The sequence below is a fragment of the Cryobacterium sp. TMT4-31 genome (assembly GCF_004403385.1).
GTDB lineage: Bacteria > Actinomycetota > Actinomycetes > Actinomycetales > Microbacteriaceae > Cryobacterium > Cryobacterium zongtaii.
Genome location: NZ_SOGI01000056.1, coordinates 41,457 through 55,050, shown reverse-complemented (window position 1 = coordinate 55,050; position 13,594 = coordinate 41,457). Strand labels below are relative to the sequence as shown.

13 protein-coding genes are annotated in these 13,594 nt (G+C 68.0%); 12 read left to right on the top strand and 1 reads right to left on the bottom strand.

The features are described from left to right. Position 1: 1 nt before the first annotated feature. The gene (locus E3T19_RS12875) at positions 2-856 is read left to right on the top strand and encodes an undecaprenyl-diphosphate phosphatase (RefSeq protein WP_103459789.1); all 855 of its coding nucleotides are present in this window, start codon (positions 2-4) and stop codon (positions 854-856) included. 13 nt (positions 857-869) lie between these two features. Beyond that, positions 870-2,159, top strand: a complete 1,290-nt coding sequence (gene mshC / locus E3T19_RS12870) for a cysteine--1-D-myo-inosityl 2-amino-2-deoxy-alpha-D-glucopyranoside ligase (RefSeq protein WP_134409026.1) — start codon at positions 870-872, stop codon at positions 2,157-2,159. Positions 2,160-2,179: 20 nt separating this feature from the next. Here mshC and E3T19_RS12865 read toward each other — a convergent pair whose 3' ends face one another. Beyond that, on the bottom strand, positions 2,180-3,121 hold the full coding sequence (locus tag E3T19_RS12865; RefSeq protein ID WP_134409025.1) for a PAC2 family protein: 942 nt from the start codon (positions 3,119-3,121) through the stop codon (positions 2,180-2,182). A gap of 83 nt (positions 3,122-3,204) precedes the next feature. Between E3T19_RS12865 and E3T19_RS12860 the strand changes: the two genes are divergently transcribed. From E3T19_RS12860 to lnt, 10 genes are all read left to right on the top strand, one after another. Further along, positions 3,205-3,936 carry an HAD family phosphatase gene (locus E3T19_RS12860; protein ID WP_255578538.1) on the top strand — a complete coding sequence of 244 codons (732 nt, stop codon included), beginning with the start codon at positions 3,205-3,207 and terminating at the stop codon, positions 3,934-3,936. After that, on the top strand, positions 3,933-4,934 hold the full coding sequence (locus E3T19_RS12855) for a tRNA (adenine-N1)-methyltransferase (RefSeq protein WP_103431829.1): 1,002 nt from the start codon (positions 3,933-3,935) through the stop codon (positions 4,932-4,934). Before E3T19_RS12860 ends, E3T19_RS12855 begins: the two co-directional genes overlap by 4 nt. A 106-nt stretch (positions 4,935-5,040) precedes the next feature. Next, positions 5,041-6,006, top strand: coding sequence for an FKBP-type peptidyl-prolyl cis-trans isomerase (locus E3T19_RS12850; protein ID WP_134409024.1), 966 nt, complete (start codon positions 5,041-5,043; stop codon positions 6,004-6,006). A gap of 76 nt (positions 6,007-6,082) precedes the next feature. After that, entirely contained in the window at positions 6,083-7,123 is a 1,041-nt protein-coding gene (locus tag E3T19_RS12845) for a YafY family protein (RefSeq protein WP_103459786.1), read from the top strand. After that, positions 7,120-8,142: a YafY family protein gene (locus E3T19_RS12840; protein WP_088456200.1), complete on the top strand. Its 1,023-nt coding sequence runs from the start codon at positions 7,120-7,122 to the stop codon at positions 8,140-8,142. The genes E3T19_RS12845 and E3T19_RS12840 overlap by 4 nt, the downstream gene beginning before the upstream one ends. Next, on the top strand, positions 8,142-8,483 hold the full coding sequence (locus tag E3T19_RS12835) for a hypothetical protein (RefSeq protein WP_103459785.1): 342 nt from the start codon (positions 8,142-8,144) through the stop codon (positions 8,481-8,483). Before E3T19_RS12840 ends, E3T19_RS12835 begins: the two co-directional genes overlap by 1 nt. Beyond that, positions 8,477-8,719, top strand: a complete 243-nt coding sequence (gene tatA, locus E3T19_RS12830; protein ID WP_088456198.1) for a twin-arginine translocase TatA/TatE family subunit — start codon at positions 8,477-8,479, stop codon at positions 8,717-8,719. Before E3T19_RS12835 ends, tatA begins: the two co-directional genes overlap by 7 nt. Before the next feature lie 11 nt (positions 8,720-8,730). Beyond that, positions 8,731-9,519, top strand: coding sequence for a twin-arginine translocase subunit TatC (gene tatC, locus E3T19_RS12825; RefSeq protein WP_327015742.1), 789 nt, complete (start codon positions 8,731-8,733; stop codon positions 9,517-9,519). A gap of 8 nt (positions 9,520-9,527) precedes the next feature. Beyond that, positions 9,528-11,972, top strand: a complete 2,445-nt coding sequence (locus E3T19_RS12820) for an RNA helicase (protein ID WP_134409023.1) — start codon at positions 9,528-9,530, stop codon at positions 11,970-11,972. Positions 11,973-11,981: 9 nt separating this feature from the next. Further along, positions 11,982-13,583 (top strand): apolipoprotein N-acyltransferase, encoded by a 1,602-nt coding sequence (lnt, locus tag E3T19_RS12815; RefSeq protein WP_241980216.1) that lies wholly within the window; start codon positions 11,982-11,984, stop codon positions 13,581-13,583. Positions 13,584-13,594 lie beyond the last annotated feature (11 nt).

The following is a 13,594-nucleotide window of genomic DNA, read 5'->3' as shown; positions in this document are numbered from 1 at the left end:
CGTGGACTTCCTCAACGCGGTCATCCTGGGCCTGGTCCAGGGCTTGACCGAATTCCTGCCGGTCTCCTCCAGCGCCCACATCAGCATCGTGGGTCAGTTCCTCGGCACCGGTGAGGACCCCGGCGCCCGGTTCACGGCGATCACCCAGATCGGCACCGAGGCGGCCGTGGTGATCTTCTTCTGGCGCGACATCGTGCGCATCATCGGCCAATGGGCGAAGTCCCTGGTCGGCAAGGTACCGCGCAGCGACGCGGATGCCCGGATGGGCTGGCTGATCATCCTCGGCACCCTGCCCATCGTCATCCTGGGCCTGCTCTTCCAGGACCAGATCGAAACCAGCCTGCGCAACCTATGGGTCACCGCGATCATGCTCATCGCGTTCGGCGTGCTCCTGGGTGTCGCCGACTATGTCGGTGCCAAGCGCCGCAAACTGGACGACCTCACCGTCGGGCACGGCGTCATCTTCGGTTTCGCCCAGGCGCTGGCGCTCATCCCCGGGGTCTCGCGTTCCGGCGGCACCATCACGGCCGGCCTGTTCCTCGGCTACGAGCGGGCCGCCGCCGCCCGATACGCGTTCCTGCTCGCGATCCCCGCCGTTCTCGGCAGTGGCTTCTACCAGGTCTACAAGTCCATCAAGGAACCCTGCGTCGTGGCCGCCGCGAACTGCACGCCCGAACTGTTCGGCCCGCTGGAAACCCTCGTCGCCACCGTCGTGGCGTTCGTCGTGGCGCTGTTCGTAATCGGCTTCTTCATGAACTACATCTCCAAGCGCAGTTTCATGCCGTTCGTGGTCTACCGCATTGCGCTGGGCATCGTCGTGATGATCCTGCTGGGCACGAACACCATCACGGCGTAGTTAGGCTGGAAGTATGCGCGCCTGGTCACACCCCGTCATCCCGTCGATTCCGGGACTCTCACAGGCCCCGCGCCTGCACGACACCGCGACGGACTCGATCGTCGAAGCCAAACCGACCGACGTGGCCAGGCTGTACGTCTGCGGCATCACGCCGTACGACGCCACCCACCTCGGCCACGCGGCCACCTACCTCGCCTTCGACACGCTGCAGCGGGTGTGGCGTGACGGCGGTTACCGGGTGCACTACGCCCAGAACGTGACCGACGTCGACGACCCGCTGCTGGAACGTGCCACCGCGACCGGCGTCGACTGGCGTGACCTCGCCGTGGAGCAGACCGACCTGTTCCGGGCCGATATGGAGTCCCTGGGCATCATCCCGCCCGACGATTTTGTGGCCGTGACCGACGTCATCGACGACATCAGCGCCGCGGTGCTGGCACTGCGCCAGTCCGCGCTGGCCTACAAGGTGCCGACACCGGATGCGCTGCCCACGCCCGACGGACCCGGCGCCGACCTATACTTCGACATCCGGGCGGCCGAGCGCCAGGCGCCGTGGGCCCTCGGCGAGGAGAGCAACCTCGATCAGAGCACCATGCTCACCCTGTTCGCCGAGCGCGGCGGAGACCCCGACCGGGCCGGAAAGCGCGACAGGCTCGACCCGCTGCTCTGGCGCGCCGCCCGCGCGGGAGAGCCCTCCTGGGAGTCACCCGTGGGGGCCGGCCGCCCCGGCTGGCACATCGAGTGTTCGGTCATCGCCCTCGCCGAGCTCGGAACCGACTTCACCGTGCAGGGCGGCGGGAGCGACCTGATCTTCCCGCACCACGACATGAGCGCCGGCCACGCCGCCGCGCTGTCCGGGCATCCGCTGGCCCAGGTGTACAGCCACACCGGCATGGTCGCCTACCAGGGCGAGAAGATGAGCAAGTCGCTGGGCAACCTGGTTCTCGTCTCCCGCCTTCGGGCCCGCGGCACCGACCCACGCGCCATCCGCCTGGCCCTGCTCGCTCAGCACTACCGCACCGACTGGGAGTGGACCGCGCAGCAGTTGGTTGATGCCGAGGCTCGCCTGGCGGCGTGGACGTCGGCCTTCGGCCCCGTCGACCCCGTTGACTCCGCGGCCGGCGCTGCAGTCTCGGCGTTCGAGAGCGCTGCGGCGGTTGTCGAGCGGATGCGCGCCGCGCTGGTCGACGATCTCGACACCCGGGGTGCCCTGGACGCTGTGGACGCTGCTGTGGCGGCCGGCGTGGACGACCGTGCCCTCGTCGCCGCGGCGATCGACGCGCTCCTGGGCGTCAAGCTCTAGCCCACCCTGGCTGGTCCGCCTTAGGGCTGGCGGGGCTCCGGGCCCTGACGGCCGTCGGCCCAGCCGTCCCGGCCGCCGTCGCCGCGTTTCCGCAGGTACTTCTCGAACTCCTGGGCGATCGCCTCTCCGCTGGCCTCCGGTGAGTCGACGGTGTCCCTGGCCTGCTCGAGCTGACCGATGTACGCTGCCATCTCCTCGTCCTCGGCGGCGAGGGCGTCGATGCCCGTCTCCCACTCGGAGGCGTCGGTAACCAGGTCGCCGCGGGGGATCACAACGTCGATGATCTCCTCGAGCTTGTCGATCAGGGCGAGCATGGCCTTGGGCGACGGAGCGTTGTGCACGTAGTGCGGCACGGATGCCCAGATCGACAGGCTCGGGATACCCACGGTCTCGGCCGCTGCGGCCAGCACGCTGAGGATGCCCACGGGCCCCTCGTAGCTGCTGCGCTCGATCTGCAACTCGGCACGCACCTCGGGATTGTCGCTCGAGACGAAGATCGAGATCGGCCGGGTGTGCGGCACGTCCGCCAGCATCGCGCCGAGGAAGACGATCCCGCTCACATCCGCGGCGAGCACGGAGTCCAGGATCTCGGCCGTGAAGCTCTTCCAGCTGCGCGAGGGCTCCGTTCCGACCAGCAGGTAGATGTTTCCGGCGTTGGTGCCGCTGACCTTGAGCTGGGCGTCTTCGGCCAACGGAACCCCGCTGGCCCCGGGAACGACGGGACCGTACATGACCGCGCTCGGCCACTCGATGACCCGGTGGCCGTCCTCATCGGTGGAGATGCTGGGGCGGTTGAACTGGTAGTCGAAGTAGAGTTCGGGGTCGATCCGCTTGACCTCTTCGACATCGAGGAGCTCTTTCAGCGTGCTGACGGCGCCCGTTGCGGCTTCACCCGCATCGTTCCATCCTTCGAAGGCGACCACCAGGAGACGTCCGCTGAGGAACCCATTGCCGTCTGTCACTTGAGTGAAACCTCGTGTATTCCGGCCACCACGACTGGGTTGCCTCCTTCAAGGATAGGCCGTGCCCCCTAAACTTGAACCCCGTGACACTGATCCCCGCATTCTCGTCCCCACCCGCCGCCGTTCTCTGGGACATGGACGGCACCCTGGTCGACACCGAACCGTACTGGATGCGAGCCGAACACGAGCTCGTGGAGTCCTTCGGCGGCGTCTGGACGCACGCAGACGCCATGCTCTTGGTGGGCTCCGGCCTGCTCGGCTCCGCCGCCATCCTGCAGAACCGCGGGGTGAACCTCGCCGCTGAGGCCATCGTCGAGGTGCTGACCACCCGGGTTCAGGAGCAGCTCGGTTCGGCCGGCATCCCGTGGCGCCCCGGGGCCCACGAGTTGCTCACCGAACTGCACGGCGCCGGGATGCCGATGGCCCTGGTGACGATGTCCGAACACAGGATGGCCCGCCAGATCGCCGACCTCGTCGGCTTCGACGCCTTCGCCACCATCGTCTCCGGCGACATGGTGCAGCAGAGCAAGCCGCACCCCGAGGCCTACCTCACCGCTGCGGGCATCCTCGGCGTCGACCCCAGGCACTCCGTCGCGATCGAGGACTCCCTGCCCGGCGTCGCAGCGGCCGTCGCCTCCGGCGCCGTCGTCGTCGCGGTTCCGCACATGGTTCCCCTCGAGGAGAGCGAGCACTACACGCTGGTGCAGAGCCTGACCGGCAGCTCACTGGCCACCCTGACCGAGCTCTACCTGACCCGACGATCTTCCCCATCCACCCGCACCGTTACCCACACCGAGGACGCAACACGCGCATGAGCGACAACCAGGTCATCCAGAACAGCGGTCCGTTCCGCGCCGGCGACAGAGTGCAGCTCACCGGCCCCAAGGGCAAGCTGAACACCATCACCCTCGAACCGGGCAAGACGTTCCACACCCACCGGGGCATCCTCGAGCACAACGACATCATCGGCCTGCCCGACGCGTCCGTCGTCACCAACAACGTGGGCGTCGAACACCTCGCGTTGCGTCCGCTGCTCATCGACTTCGTCATGAGCATGCCCCGCGGCGCGGCCATCATCTACCCCAAGGATGCCGCCCAGATCCTCGCCCAGGCCGACATCTTCCCCGGCGCCACGGTGGTCGAGGCCGGCGTCGGCTCCGGAGCGCTGTCCCTCTGGCTGCTCCGCGCCATCGGCCCGGCCGGCACCCTGGCCTCCTTCGAACGCCGGGAGGAATTCTCCGACGTGGCCCGCGCCAACGTCGCCACCTTCCTCGGCAGCGACCCGCAGAACTGGTCCATCACGCTCGGCGACCTCGCCGACACGCTGCCGGAGACCATGCCGGCCCAGTCGGTCGACAGGGTCGTGCTCGACATGCTCGCCCCGTGGGAGTGCATCGATGTCGTCTCCGACGCGCTCAAGCCCGGGGGAGTGCTGCTCTGCTACGTGGCCACCGTCACCCAGCTGTCCCGCGTCGCGGAGGCCATCCGCGCCACCGGCAACTACACCAACCCCGATTCACACGAGACGATGGTGCGCGGCTGGCACGTGGAAGGCCTCGCGGTTCGCCCCGACCACCGGATGATCGGTCACACCGGTTTCCTCATCACCGCCCGCCGTCTCGCACCGGACACGATCCTGCCCGAGCTCAAGCGTCGCCCTTCAAAAACTGACTTCAGCGACGCCGACGTCGAGCTGTGGACCCCGGGCGCCCTGGGCGAGAGGTCCGTCAGCGCCAAGGTGATGCGCAAGCGCAACCGCACCGCCGAGAACGGCGCGGCGCTCTCCAAGGCTCGGGACCTCGACGCCGGATAGGATGGGCTTCGGCCTGCCGCCCGCACCAGCGGTTTCGGCCAGCATTCACCCCGAAAGTCACTCGACGGCATCACGCTGCCGCCTCCCCGTATCGAAATGAGGACCCGTGCGTAAAGTTCCCGCACTTATCGCAACCGCCGGCCTGGTGCTCGCGACCCTGACCGCCTGCAGCGCCGGCCCCGACAATGCCGGCTGCACGGCTCCGGTGTCCTCCGGCGACGCGTCCAAGCTGGTGGAGGTGACCGGCAAGTTCGGTTCGTCCCCCACCGTCGACTTCCCGACCCCGCTGAAGACCGAGACCACTCAGCGCAGCGAGATCATCGACGGCACCGGCCCCGGCCTCACCGAAGGCCAAAAGGTGCAGGTCGACCTCAGCGTCTTCAACGCCACCACGGGTGAGGCCATTGAGCAGAGCTCGTACGACGGCACCACCATGGCCAGCTTTGTCCTCAACGACCAGACCCTCACCGGCCTGACCGACGGTCTGCTCTGTGCCCAGGTGGGCTCCAGGGTCGCCGTTGTCGCGTCGGCGGCCGACACCTTCGGTCCGGCCGGCGGCAACGAAGACATCGGCGTCGCCGCGGACGATTCGCTCGTGTTCGTGCTCGACGTCGTCAAGGCGTACCTCACCCGCGCCGACGGCGCCGACCAGCTGCCCGTGGCCGGACTGCCCGCCGTGGTCCTCGCGGATGACGGCACCCCCGGCATCACGATTCCCTCGGCCGAGCCGCCCACCGAGCTGAAGGTCGGCGTGCTCAAGAAGGGCGACGGCGAGACCGTCACCGACGGGTCCACGGTCACCGTGCACTACACCGGTGTCGTCTGGGACTCCAAAGAGGTCTTCGACTCCAGCTGGGCCGCCGGAACCCCGGCCGCTTTCGTGGCCGCGGACGGTTCCACCACCGAGGGCGGCGTGATCCCCGGCTTCGCCAACGCTCTCATCGGCCAGACCGTCGGATCCCAGATCGTTGCCGTCCTCCCGCCCGACCAGGCTTACGGCGACCAGGCGACCGACACCATCCCGGCCGGCTCCACGCTGGTCTTCGTCGTAGACATCCTCGGCGTCGACTAACCGGCTTCCCGGCCCATCCCGCGGTCCCCAACGGGATGGGCCGACCATTGAGTGCACCACCGATAGAATCGCGTACGTGTCGCCCACCCCAGAACAGCCGCACCCGGTCACTGTCGAAGAACGCCTCTTCAGCCTGGTCCTTGCGCTCATTGCCACCCAGATCGGCCTGACCAAGGCCGACATCCTCTCGACCGTCCAGGGCTACCGGCAACGGTTCCGGGTCGGCGGTGACAACGCCAGCCTCGAGCGGCAGTTCGAACGTGACAAGGACGACATCCGGGAACTGGGCATCCCGCTCGAGACCATCGAGTCGCCCGACGACCCGGGCAGCAACCACCATCTGCGCTACCGCATCCCCAAGGGACTCTACGACCTGCCGGCAGACATCGTCTTCTCGCCCGACGAGATCATGCTTCTCAAACTCGCCGCCGCGGTGTGGCGGGAGGGGTCCCTCTCCGCCGAATCCCGCCGCGCACTCACCAAGCTCAACTCTCTCGGCATCGACTCGAGCGACCCTGTGATCGGTTACGCACCGTCGCTGCGCGCCCGCGAGGCGTCCTTCGAACCCCTCGGCAAGGCCATGGACCGCGGCCAGGTCGTCGCATTCCTCTACCTCAAACCGGGCGAGAGCGCGCCGCGCCGCCGGGTCATCGCCCCGCTGGCCGTGGTGCTGCACGAGGGCCGGTGGCACCTGTACGCCGCCGATCAGGATGCCGGAGCCACCCGCACCTTCCTGCTCGCCAGGATCGTCGGCCCCGTGGTGACCGTGCCCGGTCGCACCATCGCGCCGGCCGAGGACGGTCAGGGCGAACGGGCCCTCGCCGAACTCGACGCGTTATGGCAGGCCCAGGTCGCACTGATCACCGTCGAACCCGGCTCGGATGCCGCGGTACGGCTGAGCAAGCGCGGCGAGCCCGGAAGCGCCGCGGACAGCGTCGAGCTGCACTACACCGACGTCAACATCCTCGCCGACGAGCTGGCCGGCTACGGACCGGAGGTCTACGTGCTGTCCCCGCCCACCCTGATCGACGCCGTCCTGGAACGGCTCCGCCGGGTGCGGGACAGCCACGCCCCACTGATCGAGACGCCACTGCCCCGGCCGGAGGCCGCACGATGACCGCCGCCAAGCCCGTCGCGTTCGGAGCATCGGACAAGCTCACCTTCCTGCTGTCCCTCGTGCCGTATCTGATGGACCACGACAAAGTGAGCGTCACCGCGGTGGCCGACCACTTCGGGGTCACTCCCGAGCGGGTGCGGGATGCGGTGAACCTCATCGCCATGTCGGGGGTGCCTGGGGAGACCCGGCAGTACCTGCACGGCGACCTCTTCGACATCCAGTGGGACGAATTCGAAACCAACGACAACATCGTCCTCACCCACCTGGTAGCCATCGACGATTCGCCGCGGTTCTCGGCCCGAGAGGCAGCCGCGCTCATCGCCGGGCTGCAGTATCTCTCCGCCCTCCCCGAGAACGGCGACCGGGACGCCATCGCCACGCTGATGGCCAAGCTCACCCGCAGCTCCACGGGCGCTCCCAGCCAGCTCGCGGTGTCCCGCACCGACGCCGACGTGGCCATTTCGGTCATCCAAGCCGCCGTGCGGGCGGGTACCCAGGTGGAATTCGACTACCTCAATGCCCGGGGGACCGATGAGCATCGCTGTGTCGACCCGTTGCGGATCGAATCGGTCGACAGCGATTGGTACCTGCGCGGCTGGTGCCATCTGCGCGAGGCCATGCGCACATTCCGACTCGACCGGATGAGCAACCTGCGTTCGACGGATGTGCCCGCTGACGCCCACGATGACGGCGTCCTCCTGCCGGACACCCTGTTCCAGGGCACGGCCGACGACCTCACCGTCACGATCGAACTGCCGGCTGCGGCCCTGGAACTCCTCGCCGACTATGGGCCGGTTCCGCACGGACCGGCCGACGACGAGGGACGCTCCAGGGCGCAGGTGCGGGTGTCGCACTTCCACGGTCTCAAACGGCTCGTTGCCGGCCTGTCCGGCGTCGTCACCGTGGTGGATCCGGGCCTGGCCAGACAGACCGTCGCCGAGTGGGCGGCCGCCGGCGCCGCCCGGTACGAGTCGCCGGCTACCGCGCAGAGCGAGCCCACCGCCGGGGCGACGACCTGATGCCGGTCTGGTCCTGGATCCTGATCTGGGCGCTGCTGGTCGCCGGGCTCCTCGCGATGCTGGCCTGGTTCGCGGTGCGCCTGTTTCGCAAGCTGATGGTCACCTTCGGCGCCCTCGAAGACCTTGGCGACCAGCTGGCCGAACTCGACCTCGACACCGCGCTGCCGAGGAAACCATTCTCACCGGCGGTGTTCCAGAAGCGACGGGACCTGGCCGCCGCGATCGACCAGGCTCGCATCGAGCGTGCGCACCGACGAGCGCACCGGCGGGATCTCAGGATCAACCGGGGTAAACTAATCCAACACACTCCCTACAAGCCAGAGGATCGACCCTCATGTTGAGCAATCTGACCGGATGGCACTTTCTGATCATCCTCGTCGTCATCCTGCTGTTGTTCGGTGCGCCCAAGCTGCCCGGCCTGGCCCGCAGCCTCGGCCAGTCAATGAAGATCTTCAAGAACGAGATCAAGAGCGACACCGTTGACGAGCCTGCAGACAAGACCGGCACGCCGGCGCACCCGGACGCCGCTGACGGTACGACGCGGACCGTCGGCCCGGGCGACCAGACGAAGTCCTAACTCCCGTGGCCGTGCGCACCACCAAGCGTGCGAACCGTGCGGGCACGATGTCGCTGGGCCAGCATCTGGTCGAGCTGCGCAAGCGCCTGTTCCGTGCCGCCGCGGGTATCCTCGTCGGAGCCATCATAGGTTGGATGCTCTCCGAGGGAGTCTGGTCCGCGCTGCGCGAACCGATCTACGCCATCATCGAGGCGCAGGACCGGAACGCACAGATCAATTACCCCGACATCACCTCTGCCTTCGACCTCAAGCTGAAGATCGCGTTCTACGTGGGCCTGGTAGTGTCCAGCCCGATCTGGCTGTACCAGATCTTCGCGTTCCTGATGCCGGGCCTCACCCGCGGCGAGAAGAAGTACGTCTACGGCTTCGTGCTGACGGCGGTGCCCCTGTTCCTCGCCGGCTGTGCGGCCGGCTGGTATGTGCTGCCGCAGGTCGTCGGCCTCATGACGAGCTTCGCGCCGCCGGAGGACGCGGCCTTCATCAACGCCCAGAACTACCTGGATTTCACCCTCAAACTACTCGTCGCCATCGGCATCGCCTTTGTGTTGCCCGTCTTTGTGGTCCTGCTCAATTTTGCCGGGGTGATCAGCGCCGCCTCGATCATCAAGTCCTGGCGCATCGCCGTTCTGGTGATCATCCTCTTCACCGCCATCGCCACCCCGGCCGCCGACGTGATCTCGATGTTCATGCTCGCGGTCCCGATGATCCTGCTGTACTTCGCCGCATACGGAATCGCGTACCTGCACGACAAGCGCGCCGCCCGGCGCGCCCGTGCCCTCGAACGGGAGTTGGCGCTCTAGCGCACCAGATGACAGACCTCCAGTCACCGGCGGACCGGTACACAGCAGCACGCCTGCGGGCGCAGACCCCCAAACTCGAGACATTCCGTCGGGGCTTGCGCTTCGACCTGGATTCCTTCCAGCTCGCCGCGGGGGCGTCGCTCGAGGCCGGGAACAGCGTGCTCGTCGCCGCGCCCACCGGCGCCGGCAAGACCGTCGTCGCCGAGTTCGCCATTTTCCTGGCCATGCAGCAGAAGACCGCCAAGGTCTTCTACACCGCGCCGATGAAGGCGCTGAGCAACCAGAAATTCCAGGAGCTCGTCGCCGAATACGGCGCAGACCAGGTGGGCCTGCTCACGGGGGACACCAACGTCAACGCCGGCGCCCGGATCGTCGTGATGACGACCGAAGTGCTCCGCAACATGCTCTACGCCGATTCCGACCTGCTCGGCAATCTCGCGTTCGTCATCATGGACGAGGTTCACTACCTGGCCGACCGCTTCCGCGGGGCGGTCTGGGAAGAGGTCATCATCCACCTGCCCCAGTCGGTGCGGATGGTGTCGCTGAGCGCGACGGTGTCCAACGCTGAGGAATTCGGTGACTGGCTGCAGGCCGTCCGCGGCGACACCGACGTCATTGTTTCGGAGGAACGGCCGGTCCCACTGGACCAGCACGTGCTGGTCAAGAGCAAGATGCTGGACCTGTTCGATTCGTCGGGGATGGCCGCCACCCACCGGGTGAACCCGGAGCTGGTGCGACTGAATCAGGCCGGCGGTCGGCCGCTCTCCGACAGGTCAGGCCGTGGCCGCCGCGGCTCGAACCAGAGCAGGTACCACCAGCAGCGCGCGCAAGCGGAGTCCGGTCGCATGGACCGAGCCGAGATCGTGCGGATGCTCGAGGGCAAGCACCTGCTGCCCGCCATCTTCTTCATCTTCAGCCGGGTCGGCTGCGATCAGGCCGTGCGCCAGGTCCTCCGCGCCGGCGTGCGCCTCACCGACACCGCCGAGCGCGATCAGATCCGGCAGATCGTCGACGAACGCTGCCGCACCCTGCTCGACGAGGACCTTGCCGTTCTGGGCTACTGGGAGTGGCTCGACGGTCTTGAACGGGGCGTGGCAGCCCACCACGCCGGCATGCTGCCCGCCTTTAAGGAAGTGGTCGAAGAGCTCTTCCAGAAGAAACTGGTCAAAGCCGTTTTTGCCACGGAGACGCTGGCGTTGGGTATCAACATGCCGGCCCGCACCGTGGTGCTCGACAAGCTCGAGAAGTTCAACGGTGAAGCGCGGGTTCCGATCACGCCGGGGGAGTACACCCAGCTCACCGGTCGCGCCGGCCGCCGCGGCATCGACGTTGAGGGGCACGCCGTCATCCAGTGGCAGCAGGGCCTGGACCCGCAGGCCGTCGCCTCGCTGGCGTCCCGGCGCACCTACCCGCTGAACTCCAGCTTCAAACCCACCTACAACATGGCCGTCAACCTCATCGACCAGTTCGGCCGGGAACACACCCGGGAGGTTCTGGAGTCCTCGTTCGCACAGTTCCAGGCCGACCGCGCCGTGGTCGACCTGGCCCGCCGGGTGCGGCAGCAGCAGAGTTCGCTGGACGGGTACGCCACCTCGATGGCCTGCCACCTGGGCGACTTCACCGAGTATTCGGGCATCCGGCGACGTCTGTCCGACCTCGAACGTGAGAATGCCGCCGCCGATTCGAATGCGCGGGGCCGGGACCGGCGCCAGAAGGAATTGGCCGCTCTGCGGAAGCGCATGCGCGCGCACCCCTGCCACAGCTGCCCGGACCGCGAAGCCCACGCCCGCTGGGCACAGAGGTGGTGGAAACTGACCCGGGAGACCGAGGCGCTGACCAGCCAGATCACGGACCGCACCGGGGCCGTCGCCCGGGTGTTCGACAGGGTCACCGATGTCTTGCTCGGCTTCGGCTACCTTGTGCCCGGCGAGGGCCGCGCCGTAACGCTGAGCGAGAGCGGCCGCATCTTGCGCCGCATCTACGCCGACCGCGACCTGCTCGTCGCCGAATCGCTGCGCCGTGGCCTCTGGAACTCCCTCGATGCGCCCAGCCTCGCCGCTATGGCGTGCGCCCTGGTCTTCGAACCGCGCCGGGACGAGGGCGAGACCGACGAGAGGTTCCTGCCCAAAGGCCCGTTCCGGCCCGCGCTGGACGCCACCTCGATCCTGTGGAGCCAGCTCGACGACCTCGAACGGGACCACAAGCTGCCCGGCAGCAACCCCCTCGCGGGTGGTCTGAGCCTGGCGATGTGGAAATGGGCGCGTGGCGACTCGCTCGGCCTGGTGCTGGAGGAGGCCGAGATGGCTGCGGGTGACTTCGTGCGTTGGACCAAGCAGACCATCGACCTCCTCGACCAGCTCTCGCTCGTCGCGGACGGCCCCGTCGGTCGGACGGCGCGGGTGGCGATGGACTCCATTCGGCGCGGCATCGTGGCGTATTCCTCGGTCGCTTAGGCTATTGAAGTGAACACCGGCATACTCCGACGCACCGGCCTGCCCCTGTGGGCGGCGATTCTGCTGGCCGCCGGCGCCGGCGCGATCATGGACGCCGGGTTCCCGGATCGGTCCTGGTGGATCCTGGCCCCCGTCGGTGCGGCGCTGATGTTCCTGGCCCTACTCGGACGCGGGCCCTGGACGGGCCTGCTGGTCGGCCTGGTGGCCGGCCTGTCGTTCTGGCTCATCCACATCAGCTGGCTCACCCTGTACCTCGGCCCGGTGCCCTGGCTGGCCCTGGCCGGGCTCGAGGCGCTCTTCTTCGCGGTCGGCCTGGCGCTCACCGCAGTGGTGCTGAACGTCGGCCCACGCCTCTGGCCGTCCGTCGCCGGCCGGATCGGTGTCCTGCCGGTCGTCGTCGCCGGGTTGTGGACGGCTCGGGAAGCGATTTCCGCGGTGTGGCCATACGGTGGTTTCGCCTGGGGCCGCATCGCCATCTCCCAATCCGAGAGCCCGTTCAACGGGCTCATCGCCTGGGTGGGCATGTCCGGTCTCAGTTTTGTGATGGTCTGGCTCAGCGCCCTGGCTGTGCAACTGTGCCGCGAGCCCGGGGTGCGCGTCGGCGCCAGGTCTGCGATCGCGGTGGCCGCGGTGGCGGTGCTGTTGGCGTTCCCCGCCTGGCCGACCCTGCAAAGCGGGACCGCCCGTATCGCGGCCGTGCAGGGCGCCTCCGACGCCGGCCTGTTCGCGCAGAATGAGCCCGGCCAGATCCTGAACGACCACGTCTCGGCGACCCTGCCACTGGTGGGTGACCCTGTCGACTTCGTCGTCTGGCCGGAGAACGGCATCGACGTCGACCCGCTCCGCTCGACGGAATCGGCCCGCGTTGCGGATTACATCAGCCGGGCCATGGATGCTCCGCTGATCGCCGGAACCATCACCGAGCGGGACGGCAAGTTCTACAACACCTCGTTGCTCTGGACGGCCGACGACGGCGCCGTCGACCTCTATGACAAGGTGCACCCGGTCCCGTTCGCGGAGTACATGCCGGACCGGGCCTTCTGGCGACCGTTCGCGCCCGATCTGATCGACCTGGTTTCCCGGGACTACGAGATCGGCACCCGGGACAATGTCTTCGACATCGACGGCATCATCGCGGGCATCGCCATCTGCTTCGACATCGCCGACGACCAGCTCGTGCACGAGATGATCGACGACGACGCCGAGATCATCCTGGCCCAGACCAACAACGCAGACTTCGGTCGCACGGATGAGTCGGTGCAGCAGCTGGCGATCGCGAGGCTCCGAGCCATCGAGGCCGGACGCACGGTGGTGAACATCTCGACCGTCGGAACGAGCGCTATCATCACGCCGGACGGTGAGACGCTCGACAGCCTGCCCACCTGGGTGCCCGGTGCCATGATCCAGACCGTTCCGCTGAGCGTGTCGACCACACCGGCGATGACGGCCGGCGGGCCCCTGGAATGGTTCGTGTCCGGCCTCGGCCTGGCGGGGCTGCTGTTCTGCGTCGTGTCGGCCAGAGCCCTACGGCTCTCCGACGCCGGCCCCCGGTTGGCGCCGGCGCCGGTTGTCGCCGACCGCGCGAAGATACGCAAACGGCGCCGGGGTTAGCCGACGCCGTC